This is a genomic window from Acinetobacter rudis, assembly GCF_000829675.1.
GTDB lineage: Bacteria > Pseudomonadota > Gammaproteobacteria > Pseudomonadales > Moraxellaceae > Acinetobacter > Acinetobacter rudis.
This window is the reverse complement of sequence record NZ_BBRX01000017.1, coordinates 122,601-141,190: the sequence shown is the minus strand read 5'-3', so window position 1 is coordinate 141,190 and position 18,590 is coordinate 122,601. Positions and strand designations below refer to the sequence as shown.

Genomic DNA, 18,590 nt, shown 5'->3' with positions numbered 1-18,590 from the left:
TTAAATCGATATCTGCATATAAAATCATTTCTTTTTCAGAGTCGGCTACGCCAGCAATTGGCCAACCGTTTGTACCCGTAATTAAAGAGCATCCTAAGAAACGCTCACCTCGATCTACACCAACACGATTGGCTGCAGCGATATAAACATTGTTGACATGTGATGCTGTAATCGTCAGATAAGAGGCCATACATTTTCCACTTTCATCAAATAGTGGAGGAGGAGTCCAGACCCAATTGTTTACACTACAAATGATATCGGCCCCTTGCTGAGCCAAAATTCTAGGTACTTCTGGAAACCAAACATCCCAGCAAATCATCATCCCAATTCGCCCAATGGGTGTTTCAAAGACTGGATAGCCCATGTCTCCAGGCGAAAACCATAGTTTTTCTAAATTCCATAGATGAGTCTTACGATATTTTCCAATAAAACCATCGGGACCGATGAGCACCGACGAATCATAGAGTTTGAAACCGTCACGCTCAGAAATTCCAGCGACTAGATAGATTGAATTCTTTTGAGCAAAGGCTTGCCATACTTGGGTGCTTGGCCCATTAGGAATCTCTTCTGAATGATCAAAAGCCTCATTACGGTGAGTAAATAAATATCCAGTATTTGCCAGTTCAGGCATCACAATTAAGTTAGCACCATGATTGACTGCCTCTTGAGCCAAGCTTAATCCGTGTCTCAGATTTCTCTCTCTATTTTCTGTGCCAACTTGTGGGTCAAATTGCAAAACTGCAACTTTGATAGGGCTAACTGGGTTTTCATCCATGTCCATGTAAATTTCTCCAATACACGCTATTTTTTTAACTAAAATTTTTTTTAATCTTGATATGTGTCTTACCCAAACGTTTGGGTTAATAAAAATAGCGATATATAAGAGGAGTGTCAAGATGATTAAATTTAGAGAATAATAAGAACATAGATCATTAATTATTAATTAATACATTGTTTTTTTAGGCTAAAATCATTTTTTAAAAAGGGTAGAGATGTATGAGCAGTTCTAAAAAAGTAAATTTAAAATACATATCCAATCAACTTGGACTACATGTTTCAACAGTGTCGAGAGTGCTCAATGGTACTGGTGAAAACGCAGCTCAGGCAGCATCTCCTGAAACAATAAAAAGAATTAGACAATTCGCAAGTGATTTAAATTATCAGCCTAATACCATCGCTAAAAGCCTTAAAAGTCAGAAAACCAACGTGGTTGGAGTGTTGGTCCCAAAACTCTCGGATATTGTGCTTGCGAATATTTATGAAGGAATTGATTTAGCTGCAACTCAAAATGATTATTTCACTTTTGTTTCGAATACTCACGATCTTCAAGAGAATCAAAGAATATTGGGAAATATGGCTTTGTCTCGAAAGGTTGATGGTTTAATCATTGCCGATGCATATGCAAGTCCACATTATTCTAATAAATTTTTATATGAGCTCACTGAAAAGCAAATACCTTTCATACTGGTAAGTCGCAGAGCTGAAGAATTTGTCTCAGTTACTTGTGATGATTATTTAGGAGGAGAGTTAGCAGCTCAACATTTGATTGAATTAGGTCATACCAACTTTGGTATTATTTCTGGTCAGCCTTATGCCAGTACAGGTATTTTACGAAGCAAAGGATTTTATGATAAATGCTTTTCATTGGGTATTAAAATATCAGACAAATATATTATAAGTTCAGAGTTTGATGTGAAATCAGGTTATCAAGCAGGATTATCAATATTGGCACATAAAGACCGTCCAACTGCAATATTTGCAGTTAATGATTTTCTTGCTATAGGCTTAATGGGAGCTGCTGTATCCATGGGTATTCAACCAGGTAAAGATTTAGCCATTGTTGGTTTTAATAATATCGATCTAGCAGAACATTTACCAATATCACTAACGTCAATCAGCTCACCAATGCAAAAAATGGGTTCTTTAGCGATGGAATTATTGATAAAAAAAATTAAAGGACAGAAAGTTGAAACTATTAATTTAAAACCAACCTTAATATGTCGAGATAGCACATTAAAATGCCTTAAATAGTGTATTTAATGTATTAAATAATAAAAATATAATCCATATTTTATTATTTTTTTGTGTGATATGGTTAATATCTGATCGGTTAAATTCTATTGTCAGGAGGACAGTATTATGACCATTGGAAGTTCTTATGATTATCCAGCACAAAAAGCGACGAGTTTAAAATTAACCAGAGCATTAGATCGAGCATCGGAGTGGTCAGGACGTTATCCTAGTCCTCCTGACTTATCTTTTAATTATAGAAAACTCGTTAGTCAAACTGGCGGCATCGCAACAGCTCGTGATCCTAACCATAAAATTTGTATTATTGGAGCGGGAATTACTGGATTAACCATCCTCAGAGAGCTCAATCGATGTGGCTTTAACAATGTCCATATTTATGAGGCGCGCCATCAGATTGGTGGCAGACACGATACAATTACATCGATAAATAACAATTCAAACAATTGTGAATATGCACCATTTGAAATGGGTGCAATGCGCATGCCTTTTTTTAATGCTGATGACGAGAGCCCTTTAGACGGTGAATCTTTGCTGGCGTATTATGCTTCGATTTTTAAACTCTATACTGAAGAGTTTCCTAACCCTGGTACACCGTGGGTTAAATCGACAGGAATTTATCTTGAAGAAGGATTAGTTGATGGTGGTAACAATCCTAAAATGCTGATTTGGGATAATTCAAATGGTAATACACCTCCACCAACAAACAGAATCCAAGATGTCTTTAATAAATGGAAGCATTTTGAAAAATTAATGATTGATGTGGTGAGTGTAGAGTATGCATCTTCTGAATGGGAGGATATTTGGGATGCAATAGTTGAGCGTTATAAAGATATTCCATTTAGACAATTTGTACAGCTTGAGGCGATTGATCAGTGGGATTCGTCTAACCCTGGAGATTTCGGTGGACTGGGTCTTACAGAGGATGAATCTAATATCTTTTATTCAATTGGTTTTGGTGATGGTAGTTGGGGAGCATTTTATGACGTGTGTACGTTGTATCCAATACGTACTGCGATCTTTGGTTTCGGCAGTAAACTTCAGTTAATACCTGGTAGATATAACAATGACGGTTCTTTTAATCCTGGCCCTTATGTCGATAGAACGACTGTTCCTGATTCTGGGGGAGCGCCTTTCCTTTCACCTAAATATAGAGGGATCAGATCATTAGATGAATGCATGCTTTTTCTTCCTTTAGAAAACACTCAAACTTCACCCTATGATCTTTGTTTGCAGCCCAATAAAAGTAATCTCCACACCAGTACTAAAGTGCGACGTGTGATTAAAAATCATTCTGGATTTACCGTTCATTTTGATAATGTCTCTCGAACAGAGTTATTTGATTCAGTTATTGTTACCGTGCCTTCGTGGTTGATGGAAGTCGAGATGCGTTTCGAGAACTTTTCTAATAATGAATTGCCTTTAGATATTGTGCGTGCATACAAAACAGCGCATTGGGAAACTAGCCAAAAGATCTACTGTCCAATTGATAAATCGTTTTTTACTGATGTTAATAATAGAATCCCACAGATTTTGGTAACAGATTCATTTGTACATGATGTATATGCATATGAATATGGTATTGGTGATTATAAAACACCGTGTATTTTATTGAGTTACACTTGGGAGGATGATGCAACCAAGCTTGCATCATTTAGTGAAGATAAGGTTGTGAAAATGTGCATTGATGAGTTGGATCGTATCTTATTGCGTTCAAGCAATATTGCTCAGAAAATATCACCTTATTTAGATATTCACGCTGCAGAAGTTAGGCGTTGGATTACTGAGCCGGATTCTTTAGGGTGTGCAAAACTATATCGGGCTGGGTGTTATTCTGCGGCGATGAAACTATTAGAATACAATAGAAAGACATCTCCTATATCGGGCTTATATTTGGCAGGCGAATCCTTTTCAGTAGATGCGGGATGGACAGAGCCCTGTTTACGAGGAGCTATCGATACCGTAATTAATATTTGTCATAATACTCATGCAGATTTTAATGGTAACTTTTCAATGAGTGACTATCCTCATTACAAAGTTTAATGACTTTTGAGATGCACTCATATATAGAGGTCTAAAGCTTCACAGCATCAGATGCAGTATTACGCATACTGGTGAGTGGTTAAATAATATTATTGTCATGGAAGTCGAAGCAGGGGAGTCACAATGGTTTCCCTGTTTTTATTGAATTAACAGAAGAGATAGATTTTATCTATGATTGTTTAGCCGACTAAATAATTCAAAAATATGTTTAATCGAATGCTGTAGATAAGTATGAGTGGTTATCTAATTAATAAACAAAGCAAGAGTTTTTCGATTGAAAAAAATGGATCAAACTGCAACATGGTTATAAAGCAAATATGCAAAATCATCCAAGCTTTCCATTTTCCACTCGCCATACGTCTCGATGGGATACCTTAAGAAGCATCTCTAGCGTAGCCCGACTGGAAAGTGGCGTGCTTGAAAATGTCTAGGAGTGAGGGAAAGTAGGGACGGGTGAGAGGATATGGTGAGACCTAGACCATCAGACTATCGAAGCTATGGACCACACGACGGACCAAGAAACAGCATAGCTCGAAAAACACTAGGTAATAAAAAACCTCATAAATCTTAGACTTACGAGGTTTAATAATGGTGCCGACACACGGATTCGAACTGTGGACCTACTGATTACAAGTAGGAGGGAGTATCTATAAAATATTAATAAAAAACAATGTGTTGTGTTGATTGTGAAGTGGGAAACCCAATAAACATAACGGTACCCTAACCAAAAACATAAGCGGTTGTTTTTTAAGGAAGAGGCTAGTGCTGTCTGCCAATTTCCATCTTTTTTACAAATGCCTAAGTCGAAGAAAGATAAGCCCTTATGTCTGGTGATGGACCATGTTTGGACCTCGTTTCACAGATAGAGTTTTGATGGACCGTAAAGCGTAACTGGAAGAAAAGTAACACTTTTGTCGGGGACCACAAAGGACCTTAGCGAGTCATACCCCAAAGTGCGAGATTCGATGAGTACCTGAGTCACATAAATGCAGTACCCGAGTGGCGGATTTTAGCAAAAGTAAGAGTAAGCATCACAGGCCACGCTTGTGGCGAGATTGGCTCAAAATACCCCTAAGTAAACAGCATTGCTGGGGTCTCCTGTACTGAGGGGGAAAGCAATCGAATCCATGTCGATCCTTGCAAAATGCTTTTTCTAGGTTTTCTAGGGGGACTGTTCTAAATTTTGTGTAAGTGGTTAATTTTAATTTATCCTGCAGAGGACAACTACCAAAGGTACTTCACATGGATGAAGCAACATTAAAAAGTATGGCTACTGAATTAGCGAAAGGTTTAAAAACTCCTGAGGATTTAAACCAGATGGCAGCAGTATTTAAGAAGTTTATGATTGAAACAGCACTTAACACTGAACTAACTGAACATCTCGGATATGAAAAGCATCAGGTTAAGAAAGGTACAAATAGCCGAAATGGTTTTAGTTCTAAGACTATTAAGACTCAAGATGGACAGCTTGCACTTGATATTCCTAGAGATCGAGAAGGTTCATTTGAGCCACAAATTATTAAGAAAAATCAGACACGTATTGCTAGCATGGATGATCAAATTCTTTCGCTGTATGCAAAAGGGATGACGAATAGAGAAATATCTTCATTCTTTAAGGATACCTATGATGCTGATGTATCAGCTTCATTAGTTAGTAAGGTCACTGATGCAGTAATTGAACAAGTTACTGAGTGGCAAAACAGGGCACTAGATAGTCTTTATCCTGTAGTTTATCTCGATTGTCTTGTTGTTAAAGTTCGACAGCATTCAAACGTAATTAATAAGTCTGTTTATCTTGCTTTAGGCATTAATATGGATGGTCAAAAAGAGCTATTAGGGATGTGGATTTCACAAACAGAAGGAGCTAAATTTTGGTTATCAGTTTTAACCGAACTTAAAAACCGTGGAGTACAAGATATCTTGGTTACTTGTGTTGATGGATTAAAAGGTTTTCCCGAGGCAATTGCATCCGTTTATCCCCATACAGATATTCAATTATGTATTGTACATGTTGTGCGAAACAGTTTACGGTTTGTTAGTTGGAAGGACTATAAAGCCGTTACAGCTGGTTTAAAAGCAATTTATCAAGCCAGTACAGAAGAGAATGCCATTAAGTCTCTCGATATTTTTTGTGATCAGTGGAATCATCAATATCCAAAGATTGGGGAATCATGGCGAGCAAACTGGGAAAACATCCGAACGTTATTTAGCTATCCTGCTGAAATACGGCATGCAATTTATACAACAAATGCAATTGAATCATTGAATAGCGTAATTCGCCATTCAACGAAAAAGAGAAAAATTTTCTCTTCGGATGATTCAGCCAAGAAAGTTATTTATCTAGCTACAGCAAATGCAGCTAAAAAATGGACAATGCCAATTCAAAACTGGCGCTTGGTAATGAATTGGTTTACGATTCACTTTGATGATCGATTAAAGGATCATTTGTAGAAATGAAATTTACACAAAATAAGTTACAGGCCCTACTTGGTCAAAATAATAGACCAGTCCAGAAAATAATATAAGCAAAGTTCCACCTGCAAATGATAAACGCAGAAGAAAAGTCAACAACAAAGCCAAAATCACCCAAAGATCAAATTTCACTCCTCCTCAGTTTTACACCTCGCCAAAGCACATTGCGAGTCCGCAACACATCTGTCGAGCATGGGCTTGGGTGAAGTGAAAATAATGCTGGTCTGTGATTCTCATAGCCTAAAAATACAAAGACAAACTGCCCAGAACTACTAGGCAGATAGAAAAATGAAGTTTAACTAATCAACGTTGTGGAACTTTGGCTAAATAGTAGGCGTGAAACGTGAAAAATGTATAAAAAAGCCCTGATCGGTAGGTCAGGACTTTTCATAACAGCTTAAGCTCTTGATTTAACACATATAATACAACTGATTTCGCATAAGCACTATTATGTTAATTTTAAAATAATTAACTAATTTAAGCTCGAATTTAAAAAGTTAAATGCAGGAAAAACTAGAACCATCGATGCCCCTGCAATAGTGAGTATCCCAATATAAAACCAATGTACTTTTAAAGCTAATGGTTCTAGATAGAGCCTTGATATAGATTTAATGGAATACAGAGTCAGGAAAACTAATGGTATTAAGGCGATCATTCCACTCAATAAATAAATTGAAATTTCCCACCAAACATATTGACTATATTTAAATAAGAATAAGGTTCTTAAGAGAAAACCTATACATAGCATTAGAACTCCCAATGATACGAAAGCATGTAACAAACTAGTGACTGCTACATCTTTTTCATGTTGATGATTTTGTTCCATGTTTTTGACTCAAAAATAAAAGGGTTATCAGAAAAATAAAAATATTTTTATTTAACATAATGGGTTCGAACAAAACGTATTCATATTAGAATTAAATTAAAGAAATTAATCCTAGTATGAATACGTTTTAAAATTACTATGAATCATCTTTTTTAGGATTTTTCTTGTCTTGATTTCGCTTATACCGTTTATCGGCCACAGACTCTCTGTATTCTTTAAGAGATTTTGGATTGTCTGAGATAAAACCATCCATTCTTTTCTTACCACCTTTATATTTATCTTCCTTACGCATTTCCCTTTTATTAACTCTTTTACTCCCATCTTTCAGTGAGTAAATGAAAGATGATCCAGCCCGAAGAACTTGGTCAACATAAATGGGGGTTGCAATATTTGTGTAAAAATAATTACACCCATAAGCCATATTTTTTTCAAGAATTTCATTTGGAATAAAAATTAAGTAACTTGAAGTTTTATTTACCCCTACATCTAAGTGTGGTAACTCGAATGTATCGCTTTTCCATTTTTTGTCTACACTACAGAAATATCTGATTTTTTCCTTCGTTACAACCATTGGAATATTCAATTTTCGACACTTTTCTTGTGTATATTCAATAAAATGTTTTTTGGCGATATTAATCGTAATATCAGATATGGTATCTGAACCAATTCCTTCAACAACCAGCAGCAATTCTTCTAAATCCTCTAAATCACCTGTTTCTACAGCTTTTGAATGCCTTAATGCGGTAATAATCTGCTGACATTTAACATCATGGCTTCCTCTACCTTTATGCCCATTTTTAGCCAGTCCAATACCAGTACCTTTAGGTTCAGCGAAGCACTTTGGCTCCCACAAACTGTTAATACTTGCTTGATCTTGAATATAATCTTTTAATCCTAATAACGTTTCAGACATAAATATTCGTAAAGTTTTATGCCCTGACAGCATATACTGATTTGATGACCTTGACATCGCATAGGCATCAACAAATAAACGAGTGTCTTCATCAAGGTTTATATTTAAAAAATTACACTCTGGATTTTTATAATCTAACCTGTATGAAGAATATAAAAAATTCATTACCCATTACTCCACATAAATTTAAATTAGCCATAATTAAATAGCTTTTACACCTGTGATTTTCCAAAAGTAGCTTGGATTTTGGTGTAAAAGCTCTGACCACTCACTTCCGTCGACGATCTTTTTCGTGAGCTACGCCCTTGAAATCACCTTCCTTAACGTTCATGAATTGCCCATTACCTGTATCTCTTTTAATCGAGTAATCTGGATTTTTGGGATGTTTAAGTTGAGTCCTATCTTTGACAGAACCAATGCGGTAATCATTACCAGTATTTGTAGCCATGTCTTGCTCCTTTACTATGCAGACGGAGGTATCCAATAAATAAGATTCGCCCTTAAGAAAAGTAAAAAAAATACTTCTATAGCGAACTTGGAATAAAAATTAACCTTATATAGCACTATTGTCAAGCAATAAATACATCTGTAGCGAACTTTTATATGGTAAAATTTTTTATCATGAAAAATATGCTTTAAGGAGTACTCAACATGTCAACCATACTTGGAGATAAAATTAAAAAACTAAGAAAAGGCAAAAATTTGACTTTAGAAGGCCTTGCAAAAAAAGCACACATTAGCAAAAGCTATTTGTGGGAACTTGAAAACAATGATGCAAAGAAGCCATCCGCTGAGATATTGGCTCAAATTGCAGAACATCTTGAAGTTACAACGGATTTTCTTTTAGAAAAAGATGATCGTGAACCTACAGAAATTGATAACGATAATTCTTTTTTTAGAAACTATAAAAATTTAGAGTCGAGTCAAAAAGCTCAGCTGAGGGATATTATGAATGTTTTGAAGCAAACGGGTAATAAAAATGACTGACATAATCTGGACTCCCAATAAAGCAACAACGAAGATAAATAAAATGCTTGATACTATTTATCCTCATTCAAGTGAAAGATTTCCAGTTGACCTAGATTTTTTGGCAAAAAATATACATGCGCTTTTTAACTGGAGTGATCCTATATCCCAAGTCGAATCTGCGGATGTTGATCGATTTGAGGGTGCCCTTTTTAAAAATAATAATAATAGTTGGACACTACTTTATAATAATACAATCCCTTCAAAAGAAAGGATTCGTTTTACCCAAGCTCATGAAATTGGACATTATGTTCTCCATAGAAATCAACAAGAAGATTTCATGTGTTCAGAACACATTATTCGAGAATTTGATGATAATCAAATCAACATAGAAGATCAGGCAAACCTATTTGCTTCTAATCTACTTGTACCTATTCGAGATTTTAGAGAAATTACAAATCAACAAGTTTTTTCTTTCGATTTTCTCAGTTTTTGCACTAATCGATATGGTGTTTCATTGGAAGCCATTTTAATTAAATGGCTAGAATTAACCGATGAAAATATGGTAGCAATTATTTCTATTGATGGTTTTATGAAATGGTCTTATTCAAGTAAAAGAGCATATCGGGCAAAAGCAATATTTCCAACAAGAAGGAAAACTATTCAAATTCCTGAAAAATCTCTCTGTGCAAATCATTTAATCCCAAATTGTTTAGAAGGTTCTCTTGTTCAAACAAATATTTGGTTTGAAGGTGCAGCACCTCATGGTCATTTAACAGAGTATAAACTTTTAACTGAAAGCCTAGATCGTATTATTACTATTTTAAAACTTCCTCATGATGAGGAGCTTTGGTATTGTTCAAACCCCAATTAACTATAACTTTACTAACTTGCTGTACTCACTATGTGCTGTGCTCGTGGGGTAATAGAGGGCTGTAGCGTCTATCAAATTCACCATTTAACATAAAACCTCTTATGCGAAAAGCAAGTGTTAGAACCCATTTAAAGTGTCTATATGCTCACCATCACAGACTATGTTTGTGGTAAGATTGGCCCCAAATGCCCCCAAGTAAACAGCATTGCTGGGGTCTCCACACTGAGGGGGAGAGCAGCCGAATCCGTATCGATCCTTGCAGAAATAGCTGTGCCCAAGGCGTAGCGCAGCCAAAAAATAATAATAAGCAAAACTCCCCCTAGCGATAGGGTAATACTCTTAGTCTTATTTAAAAGCTGCATTAAAAATGGAAGCTTAAGCTCCCATTTTTGGGTTACTCTCGATTGGGGATTAATTAGCTATCTTTAATTTCCTTCAATTTACTAATTATTTGTCTTTCATAATATCTATAGGAGGAAGGATTTCCTTTAATTCTTAGTGGAGCTGTTTTTGGATTCCACTCATTTTCAACACTTTTACCTTTATTGTCTTTACGTTCTAGCTCTCTTCCGATCCCTAGAGTTAATGAGAAAAAATTAATGAAATTTCTAGGCCCTACTCCTACGAAGGGCTTAAATCTTAATTTATTTTCAGCTTTACTAAGAGAAATAGAATCTTCGTGAAACTCTAAAGCCTTACTTTTTGGATAAGGCTCTACGAACATAACCTCTTTGATTCCAGCAGCAACAATATGTTTTGCACAATTATGGCAAGGGAAAGTTGTAACGTATAATGTTGCACCTTCCGTGGAATTATTTGATCTAGCACAATTTAAAATAGCATCCATTTCAGCATGTACCATTCGGCCATATTCTGTAATATCTTTAATATCACTGTTTTCAAGTACTTTTTTAATATCTGATAAAACCTGCTTTTGGCTAGGAATGTTTTCTGAAAGAATGCCTTCTAGATTTTGATTTATAGATTCATAAATATCTTCAATTAAGTGATTACGTTGAATATGATTGCAATCTTGACCACCTTTATATTTGTAATCTCTTCCTTCATTTTCATCTACTATCATTCCATCACTTTCCATGTATTCAGGTGTATATAACCCTCCACCAAACTTAGGAACATCGTTAGTACCTGTAGATAAAATACTTTTATTTTTCGCAATAACTGCGCCAACCTGACGAGATAAGTCAGCTGAGCTTAAGCTACTCATGAAAGCCATATAAATTGCAGATTCTGGAAATGTTGGTGTTATATAAGGATTACCTAAAATTAATTTGATAAATCTAATAACAGCATTCTTAATATGAATACTATATTTTTCATCTAATTTTAAGAAGTAATCAGCGCGAGGAAATGCTACACTAGTTCTTTGCCCCCACTTTTCGCTTTCTTTTTCGTCTCTTTTAATTAATAGGTTGGCTTCTTCTATAGACATACCGACAGTATTATTCAGAGTTTCCTTTCTTTTATCTTTTGATTCAAATACAGAAATTTGAAAAAAAATATGACTGTATAGCTTCTTTAATGAAATGACTTCAGCATCATGTTTTAAAGAGTTAACAATATATGCAACCCGCTTTTTAGAGCCTGTATAAGACTTTCTTAATTCATGTATTTTCTGGGTTACTTCTAAAGCTATATAATCTTCACCATGAAGGTCTCTTAACTTATTACCAAGATCCATCAAAGAATGAATTCTTTTAAATTTTGTTGATGTATCAAAATTAGGAACATCTTTAATATTAGGATGATTGGCTAGAATATCTTCTGAAATTTTTATAATAAAAGTGTGGAAACCAAATGTATCTTCTAACTCAGTTTTTAAAATATTTTGAACAGTAGATAAATTACTACCTACTGCTCCTACTAACCCAATAATGACTTCCTCTAAACCATCATCATTAAGTCTTAATAAATCATCAATAATTATAGCCACATTCACTACCCTCTATTTTTCATACATTATAATTAAAATATTGAAATTAAAAAAGAATAAAACATGATCATATTAAATAATATGTATTATCCTTCGTAAAATGGACAGTTAACTTGCTAAGTTTAATGAGCAAAACCCCAAGAAGATTCCATTTTTAGTGCACTATGTGGATGATTAAAATATTTAACATAAAATTTCTTATGAGAACTGCAAATGTTAGAACCCATTCAAAGTATCTATATTCTCACCAATAAAAAATGTCTGGTTTATGATACTCACCATCACAGACCATGTTTGCGGTAAGATTGGCCCAAAATGCCCCTAAGTAAACGGCATTGCTGGGGTCTCCACATTGAGAGGGAGAGAAAAAGAATCCGTGTCGATCCTTGTGATCATGGCTGTGCCCAAGACATAGCGCAGCAAAAAAAATAATTCAAGCAAAACTCCCCCTACAGATGGCAAACGCAGAAGAAAGACCAACAGCAAAGCCAAAATCACCCAAAGATCAAATTTTCCCCCTGAGCACATCACCTCAGTTTTTGACTTCGCCAAAGCACATTGCGAGTCCGCAACACACCTGTCGAGCAAGGGCTTGGGTGAAGTGAAAATAATGCTGGCCTGTGATTCTTGTAGTCAAAAAGCACAAAGACAAACTGCCCAGAATGTCTAGGCAGTTTTGATAATTGGCTACTCGTCATCCTCATCAAAGACATCTACTTCACCAAAAAAGGGACTTGAGCTTTTGGTGAGTGGAGAGGAGGGGCCAGAAACAAACTCACCCGTGGTTGCATCAAAAGTGCGCTCCCCGAGTACAAGCACATCAGATATATCTCGAAATTGTTTTTGGATGGATGCAATAGAAATGTACTGGTAATCACCGTAAACAATACCTGAAAACTCCAAATAGCGTTTGTCTGCCTTTTTGGCATTACGATCCTTGACCGCAAAGAACTTGGCAATGAAGTTCGCTGCCTTACTTGGGTCAATCTCAACATTCTTGGTTTTATAGTCTACTTTGAGGCCTGAGATGAGCTTTTGCTTAACAATGGTACGCATAGGAATAGAGCTGTCCTTATTGATGCTCTCATAGGCATTATGTATCAGTGCAGCGGCAGCTTTAGGCGTTAATTTATACTGATCATTGAAATATTTATCAGGATGGTAACGATAGAATCGCTTAACTAAATATTGCACAACAATATTGGATGAATAGCCTTTAGCGACAGTGATTACATGCGTAAATTGCTTTTGCTTGATAATTTGATAAATATCAGGAAGATTACCAATAAGGGTGGTTAATACAGCAATTTGATAAACAATCTCAGTCGTTATCTTATGATGCTTAACCTCATACTTTGAGACCAAACGATCAATGAATAACTCGTCCTGTTCCTGCTGCTGAAGAATATCTGTACCGAAATCACGGAGTCGAACAGGTCCAAGATGATCATCCTCATCTTCGAGTTGATCTGATGCAGTATCAGGGTATTCATCCACTGATGACAGTTGTCTCATAGGTGAATTGGCGAGAACGATTTCAAAGGCGGTCTCAATGCTGGCATCATAAGCTTGATCATTCGCCTCTTTTTCCTCATCCATAAACTCTTTGAGGTAGCTTGGCGTGATTGTTTCAGTATCAACACTATATTTCACTGTGCAATCAGGCAAAAGCGTACGGATACGGTCTTTGAGATAGTAGAAGTTTTCGTAGCAATTGGCCTTATCTTTTCGATAATAGTTGGCTGCAATACTGGCTGAGTTACGGCAAACCTCCCCCTTAAATAGTGCAAATAATTTTGCCCCAGCAAGCTCATTAAAGGTCTCATTAAGCAAGGCCATTCGTTTATAGAGACTGGTAATGGGTTGCCCCTCGTTGTACATATCTAGGCTAAAGTCCTCAAATATTGTAGAGAGTAACTCTGAGAGCTGATTGAGTTTTTGGATGAAATTAAGATTTTTCTCCTCATAGCTCTTTTTTAGGGTTTCAATGTCAATGAGATGGTTTTCACTTATCTCGGTATGAAGTACAACAAAGCAAGGTACGCTGGTCTTTCTCAAGCGTCCTAAGAATTGAACAAGTTCCTCTGGATGGGCATCTTTGCCAATGACAAAAACAGAATCGATTTCATCTTCTAGGTTGTTAATGTTTACCGCCTCATCCATGATTGAGGTACAAAAGACGACATCAACATCAGAGGGGATGCTTTGCTGGGAAAATAGAGATTTGACCTCTAGGTTATTCTTATTCTTACTATGGACAACCAAGGTTTTGACACCATGGTATTTCTCTAAGGCAGCGGTAAGTAGCTCACATTTTTCTCTGTGGTTGAGGCGAATAATAATCTTTTTGCGTAGTCCTTGTTGCTGCAGCAGTTTAATACGCTTTGCAACCAGCGAGATAAAGCTATATTGGTCGCCTTTTTTAAGCAAAATCACTTCAACTGAACGTTTTGTTTTCGTACGATCTTTTTTGACTTGGAAGATGGTATCCAACGGTAATTCCAGCGTATCCCAACATGATGGGGTAAAGGTGGCAGTCAGTGCTAACACTGATTTAAATGTACCGTGCTTAATGTTCATCACAATGGAGTTAATCGCTTCATCGCGATAAGATCCAGCAGAATACATTTTATGGCATTCATCGATCACTAATAAGGTTGAAGCCAATTGCTTTTTGCTCAGAATCGGAATAACGGTCTCAAGTTTGTCAAAAGTACAGACGATGATGTGGCGATCTTTATTGAGTATGTCCGCCTCATTCGGTGCCTTTTTGTCGTAGTAAAACAAATAGCCAATCTCATTATGTCGGTTTGAATATTGCTCCTCTAGCTCTCTGACTTTAAACACAGAAGGGATGACTTGGATAATAAAAGGATGCTCCTTGAGACCTCCTTCCATAATAAGCGTAGTTTTACCGACCCCAGTTCCTGCCTGTAGTAAAATGCGCTTACCTTGTATTTCAGGAAGGTGGTCGCGAGAAATAAATTCACCTGTTCCTAAAGTAATAGGATAAAGAACACATTGAGTTGGTGGTATGGTAATTTGACGAGATTCAGACATAAATAAGCTCCTTGGGTGTACGGAGATACACCCAGATGATTGACGGGATTAGGCGACGTGTTGGCTTTGACTACGAAGTGCTGCAGCAATCTCCTCGGAGGCTTGCTTTAGCGTGTCTGACTGTAGGTGTGCGTAACGTTGTGTGGTTTGCGGTGAGGCATGGCCAAGTAGGTGCTGCACCACATAGAGGCTTTGGCCACTGTTCACAGCGAGACTGGCAAAGTTATGGCGTAAGTCGTGAATACGCATGTTGTAGATACCTGCAGCATGCATGATCTTGTCAAAGGTCTTGCGAATGTCGTTGTAGGGCTGGCCTGTCTCAGGATTCGAAAAGATGAATAGAGATTGCTTTGGTAATTGCTGAAGAATTTGCAAGGCATCTTGGTTGAGGTTGATACGACGTGCTTTCCCTGACTTGTTTTCACCGAGTAACCAAACCCCTGTACTCAGATCGACATCAGACCAACGCATATCCATTGCTTCACGTTTACGGACACCAGTCAGTAGCAAAAAATGGATGATGGCGACAATCACCAAATTATGAATGCCGTGAGCTGCAGGTTGACCAAGGATAGTCATTAATGACTTGGTTTCATTGGCATTCAAATAGCGTTCTTTTTGGTTGTTTTCCCGAAACTTTTTAACTCGGGTAACAGGATTGCTCTCTATCAACTCATGGTCGATAGCTAAGTTAAATAATGATGAAAGCATTGCTCTAATACGATTGACGGAAGCAGGGCTTAGATGTTTTTGACTTAAATCATCCAGTAACTTACGGATTGTACCGACATTAATTTCACTGAGTTTAAGTCCACCAATAACGGGGTTTACATGAAGATGCAAACGAGATTCATCATCACGATATGACTTTTTTCGACTCATGGCATTGGGCATGTAGGTCGATTGTGCAAACTCAGCAAAAGTAATGTCTTTGGGACTTTTAGTCTCCTTGAATGGGTGTAAGCCTTGTGCTATACGCGTATGGAAAGTGCGTACTTGCTCAATGATGATGGGCAAGTGCTGTTCAAGTTCAGAATGAGCGTAAGTTCCCAAGCTTTTTGAGATTTTGACTCCCTTAGAGTTCAATCTACAGAGTAGGCGAGCGTTTTGGGCAGATAGCACAAAGCGTATACCTGTAACCTCAAGATTGGAGACCAATTTCTTAAGATCAGTTTCTTTTCCATGAGGGAAAGAAGTTAATGGAAAGTCTATCTTCATAGTTGTTCCTGATTAAGGGTTTAAGAAAAAGAGACAAGAAATCCTCAGACAAAAGACTTTATTTATGCCTAAGGTAGCTTCATGTTTTCGTTCAGTATGAAAAATAAACGGTTAAAAAATAAATATATAGAGAGGTTTGAGACTGGACATCCAAGGGATTTCGGTCGCCTCGGATTTGAGGCAGGATGTTCAGGCTTGAAATGCCCTTCAAATTGCAAAATACTTTGTGTTAATTTGTAAAAATAGCTGTTTTTATGATCAAATTGGACCGACTGACTACTAGAAACTGAGCCAGCTCATTCCCAAAAGGTATTCGTCCTTAGTGTTCTTTGGTCAATAAAAACAAACCCCAAAGCCGAAGTGGCTTTAGGGTCCTTTTTAGGGTTCTGCTAGTAATCACTCGGTAATAGGATGGTGGTAACGCTGCGATCTGCCTCAGTGATGATCCAGATTTTGTCTTGGTCCATCTGATAGCTGGATAGGATGCGTGAATCAGTGACTAATGCATTTTCATTGGACACTCGATCTTCTTCACAGAGATCACCCCAGTCACCTGTTTGATGACGATGAATTAAGGCCAACAGATCAATGTGCTTTCGTTTAGCAAGTTCTAATGCATTGGGTGTAGACACGACTTGACCCAAAGCGAATAAACAGTGCTTTGTCATAAAAAGGTCTCAGATAAAAAGTAATTGGGAAAAGGTGGAGGCGGTGTTACGTGAGGAGTGCTAGATTTCTAGCTGTTGATGGCGTTCTAGTATTGAGGTCGGAACATAGATCAGGATGCCTTCGTTGTCGTTCAATAAAATAAAGACCTCGTACCAGTTCTGTTTTTTATCAACAAATTCTACTTCACCTGACTGCAGTTTTTCAGCAAGACTAAAGGTCAAACCAGCAAAGGGTTGGAGTAGATCGGCATCATGTTCACAAACAACAAACCATCCATGTACGCTGGCCTGATAAGGTTCAGCATACTGTTCGGCCAAAGTCTGCATGTGTAAAGCGATGCTCTCCCGTATGGCATGATCAGTAATGTGGATCAGATCAGTGCTGGTTTTGATGTACTGCATTACCATCCTCCATGTCCGTAGTGACTTTAGCCTTGGCACCTCGTTTGCTTGTTGATTTGTCCTGCGTATGCTCTACTAAAGACATTGGCCATGAAGCATATTCTTCCGAGACCTCCAGTAGGCGAGTGGTTTGTGGATGCAGTCGAATCACACCTTGATCGACCAATAGCGCAGCAAAGAAGCTGGCATTATTGACAGACTTTCCAATAAACAGGCACTTGAATGCCGTTGCGTGAAAGGGTTGGGCCGTTTGATCAAGCTCAGTCAGTACCGCCATGATGTGCTCTACGTGGATCAATTCACGACTAAATCCACCAGAGGATTCATTGTGACTGAGTGCCCATGCAAAGCTTTGATCATCATTGTTCTGCCAAAGTTGGTAATGCAATTGGCCTTTGGCATTCTCGGATAATTTGTTGCAGGTCAAGGTGTTGATGAGGCGATGTCCGATTTTGTCATCGATACGTGGTTGCATATGAATAGTCCTTAAAAGATAAAAAACCCAATAAACCGTAAGGCTTATTGGGTGGATGTTTGTAAATGGAGATATGGGAGAGCTTAACGGCCCTCTAATTTTTGAAATGTCACGAGTTTTTCTTGACTCATAACGTCTTTAACCTGAATGACGGCTGTATCCTTATCATCACGATACCCCATATCGATTTCCATCATGTTCGAGGGGCAAACATAGGAGGAAGAATATTGAACTTTGTATCCTCCCACTACAGTTGGACGAGGATTGACTAGATCTTCTGAGCAATCATCTAATTGCATGGTATTGCCTGCCATTTTGACAATAAATCGAGGGTATGGATCATTGACATTTAATAGCATACCAACGCGTCTGTCCGTCGAAGAAAAGATAATTTTATAACCATTTTTCTCATAGCGTTTGAGCCACTTTGTGTCATCAACGATGGTTTTCTTGGCAGGTTTGATTTCTGCAACGGTCTCTACTGGTGGTGCAATAGGCTCGGATACGGTTTGCTCTACTACTGGAATAGAAGCATCAGTACTACTGCTTGCTACTGCATCTACAGTTTGGATGGAGGGGTTACAAGCACTTAACGTAATTGCTGCACCCAAAGTACCTGAGCATATTAATCGTCTATACATGATAGTTTTCCCTAAAAAATATCCCGATGACTGGTGAGAGCCATCGGGAT

At 37.4% G+C, this 18,590-nt stretch carries 15 protein-coding genes; 5 read left to right on the top strand and 10 right to left on the bottom strand.

The annotated features are described in order from the left end of the window. Positions 1-781 (bottom strand): nitrilase family protein (locus tag Aru01_RS03235; RefSeq protein WP_255209863.1); only part of this gene is annotated, 781 nt, incomplete at its 3' end. Between the two features lie 215 nt (positions 782-996). On the opposite strand from Aru01_RS03235, the gene Aru01_RS03230 reads away from it, so the two are divergent. From Aru01_RS03230 to Aru01_RS03220, 3 genes are all read left to right on the top strand, one after another. Next, positions 997-2,031 (top strand): LacI family DNA-binding transcriptional regulator, encoded by a 1,035-nt coding sequence (locus tag Aru01_RS03230; RefSeq protein ID WP_016657779.1) that lies wholly within the window; start codon positions 997-999, stop codon positions 2,029-2,031. Positions 2,032-2,139: 108 nt separating this feature from the next. Continuing rightward, positions 2,140-4,071 (top strand): flavin monoamine oxidase family protein, encoded by a 1,932-nt coding sequence (locus Aru01_RS03225; RefSeq protein ID WP_016657778.1) that lies wholly within the window; start codon positions 2,140-2,142, stop codon positions 4,069-4,071. Positions 4,072-5,313: 1,242 nt separating this feature from the next. Next, entirely contained in the window at positions 5,314-6,522 is a 1,209-nt protein-coding gene (locus Aru01_RS03220) for an IS256 family transposase (protein ID WP_016657777.1), read from the top strand. 983 nt (positions 6,523-7,505) lie between these two features. On the opposite strand, the gene Aru01_RS03215 is transcribed toward Aru01_RS03220, so the two are convergent. Both Aru01_RS03215 and Aru01_RS03210 read right to left on the bottom strand, forming a co-directional pair. After that, positions 7,506-8,447: a DUF8370 family protein gene (locus Aru01_RS03215; protein WP_016657775.1), complete on the bottom strand. Its 942-nt coding sequence runs from the start codon at positions 8,445-8,447 to the stop codon at positions 7,506-7,508. A gap of 103 nt (positions 8,448-8,550) precedes the next feature. Beyond that, the gene (locus tag Aru01_RS03210; RefSeq protein ID WP_016657774.1) at positions 8,551-8,730 is read right to left on the bottom strand and encodes a hypothetical protein; all 180 of its coding nucleotides are present in this window, start codon (positions 8,728-8,730) and stop codon (positions 8,551-8,553) included. Positions 8,731-8,933: 203 nt separating this feature from the next. On the opposite strand from Aru01_RS03210, the gene Aru01_RS03205 reads away from it, so the two are divergent. Further along, the gene (locus tag Aru01_RS03205; protein WP_016657773.1) at positions 8,934-9,269 is read left to right on the top strand and encodes a helix-turn-helix domain-containing protein; all 336 of its coding nucleotides are present in this window, start codon (positions 8,934-8,936) and stop codon (positions 9,267-9,269) included. Beyond that, positions 9,262-10,122: an ImmA/IrrE family metallo-endopeptidase gene (locus Aru01_RS03200; protein WP_040331424.1), complete on the top strand. Its 861-nt coding sequence runs from the start codon at positions 9,262-9,264 to the stop codon at positions 10,120-10,122. The genes Aru01_RS03205 and Aru01_RS03200 overlap by 8 nt, the downstream gene beginning before the upstream one ends. A 415-nt stretch (positions 10,123-10,537) precedes the next feature. On the opposite strand, the gene Aru01_RS03195 is transcribed toward Aru01_RS03200, so the two are convergent. The 7 genes from Aru01_RS03195 to Aru01_RS03165 all read right to left on the bottom strand — a co-directional run bounded on the left by Aru01_RS03195 (position 10,538) and on the right by Aru01_RS03165 (position 18,540). Next, positions 10,538-12,076: an anti-phage dCTP deaminase gene (locus Aru01_RS03195; protein ID WP_016657771.1), complete on the bottom strand. Its 1,539-nt coding sequence runs from the start codon at positions 12,074-12,076 to the stop codon at positions 10,538-10,540. 687 nt (positions 12,077-12,763) lie between these two features. Further along, positions 12,764-15,136 carry a DEAD/DEAH box helicase gene (locus Aru01_RS03190; protein WP_016657770.1) on the bottom strand — a complete coding sequence of 791 codons (2,373 nt, stop codon included), beginning with the start codon at positions 15,134-15,136 and terminating at the stop codon, positions 12,764-12,766. 48 nt (positions 15,137-15,184) lie between these two features. After that, complete coding sequence (locus Aru01_RS03185; RefSeq protein ID WP_016657769.1) at positions 15,185-16,354, bottom strand: tyrosine-type recombinase/integrase; 1,170 nt, start codon at positions 16,352-16,354, stop codon at positions 15,185-15,187. A gap of 389 nt (positions 16,355-16,743) precedes the next feature. Further along, positions 16,744-17,022 carry a hypothetical protein gene (locus Aru01_RS03180; protein ID WP_016657768.1) on the bottom strand — a complete coding sequence of 93 codons (279 nt, stop codon included), beginning with the start codon at positions 17,020-17,022 and terminating at the stop codon, positions 16,744-16,746. A gap of 60 nt (positions 17,023-17,082) precedes the next feature. Next, positions 17,083-17,424, bottom strand: coding sequence for a hypothetical protein (locus Aru01_RS03175; protein ID WP_016657767.1), 342 nt, complete (start codon positions 17,422-17,424; stop codon positions 17,083-17,085). Further along, the gene (locus Aru01_RS03170) at positions 17,399-17,899 is read right to left on the bottom strand and encodes a hypothetical protein (protein ID WP_016657766.1); all 501 of its coding nucleotides are present in this window, start codon (positions 17,897-17,899) and stop codon (positions 17,399-17,401) included. The genes Aru01_RS03175 and Aru01_RS03170 overlap by 26 nt, the downstream gene beginning before the upstream one ends. An 83-nt stretch (positions 17,900-17,982) precedes the next feature. Beyond that, entirely contained in the window at positions 17,983-18,540 is a 558-nt protein-coding gene (locus Aru01_RS03165; protein ID WP_016657765.1) for a hypothetical protein, read from the bottom strand. Between the last annotated feature and the right edge of the window lie 50 nt (positions 18,541-18,590).

What these genes read in the sequence shown, in the direction of transcription:
- Aru01_RS03230 (WP_016657779.1), top strand. Translation starts at nt 997, where the DNA reads ATGAGCAGTTCTAAAAAAGTAAATTTAAAATACATATCCAATCAACTT.
- Aru01_RS03225 (WP_016657778.1), top strand. Translation starts at nt 2,140, where the DNA reads ATGACCATTGGAAGTTCTTATGATTATCCAGCACAAAAAGCGACGAGT.
- Aru01_RS03220 (WP_016657777.1), top strand. Translation starts at nt 5,314, where the DNA reads ATGGATGAAGCAACATTAAAAAGTATGGCTACTGAATTAGCGAAAGGT.
- Aru01_RS03215 (WP_016657775.1), bottom strand. Translation starts at nt 8,447, where the DNA reads ATGAATTTTTTATATTCTTCATACAGGTTAGATTATAAAAATCCAGAG.
- Aru01_RS03210 (WP_016657774.1), bottom strand. Translation starts at nt 8,730, where the DNA reads ATGGCTACAAATACTGGTAATGATTACCGCATTGGTTCTGTCAAAGAT.
- Aru01_RS03205 (WP_016657773.1), top strand. Translation starts at nt 8,934, where the DNA reads ATGTCAACCATACTTGGAGATAAAATTAAAAAACTAAGAAAAGGCAAA.
- Aru01_RS03200 (WP_040331424.1), top strand. Translation starts at nt 9,262, where the DNA reads ATGACTGACATAATCTGGACTCCCAATAAAGCAACAACGAAGATAAAT.
- Aru01_RS03190 (WP_016657770.1), bottom strand. Translation starts at nt 15,136, where the DNA reads ATGTCTGAATCTCGTCAAATTACCATACCACCAACTCAATGTGTTCTT.
- Aru01_RS03185 (WP_016657769.1), bottom strand. Translation starts at nt 16,354, where the DNA reads ATGAAGATAGACTTTCCATTAACTTCTTTCCCTCATGGAAAAGAAACT.
- Aru01_RS03180 (WP_016657768.1), bottom strand. Translation starts at nt 17,022, where the DNA reads ATGACAAAGCACTGTTTATTCGCTTTGGGTCAAGTCGTGTCTACACCC.
- Aru01_RS03175 (WP_016657767.1), bottom strand. Translation starts at nt 17,424, where the DNA reads ATGCAGTACATCAAAACCAGCACTGATCTGATCCACATTACTGATCAT.
- Aru01_RS03170 (WP_016657766.1), bottom strand. Translation starts at nt 17,899, where the DNA reads ATGCAACCACGTATCGATGACAAAATCGGACATCGCCTCATCAACACC.
- Aru01_RS03165 (WP_016657765.1), bottom strand. Translation starts at nt 18,540, where the DNA reads ATGTATAGACGATTAATATGCTCAGGTACTTTGGGTGCAGCAATTACG.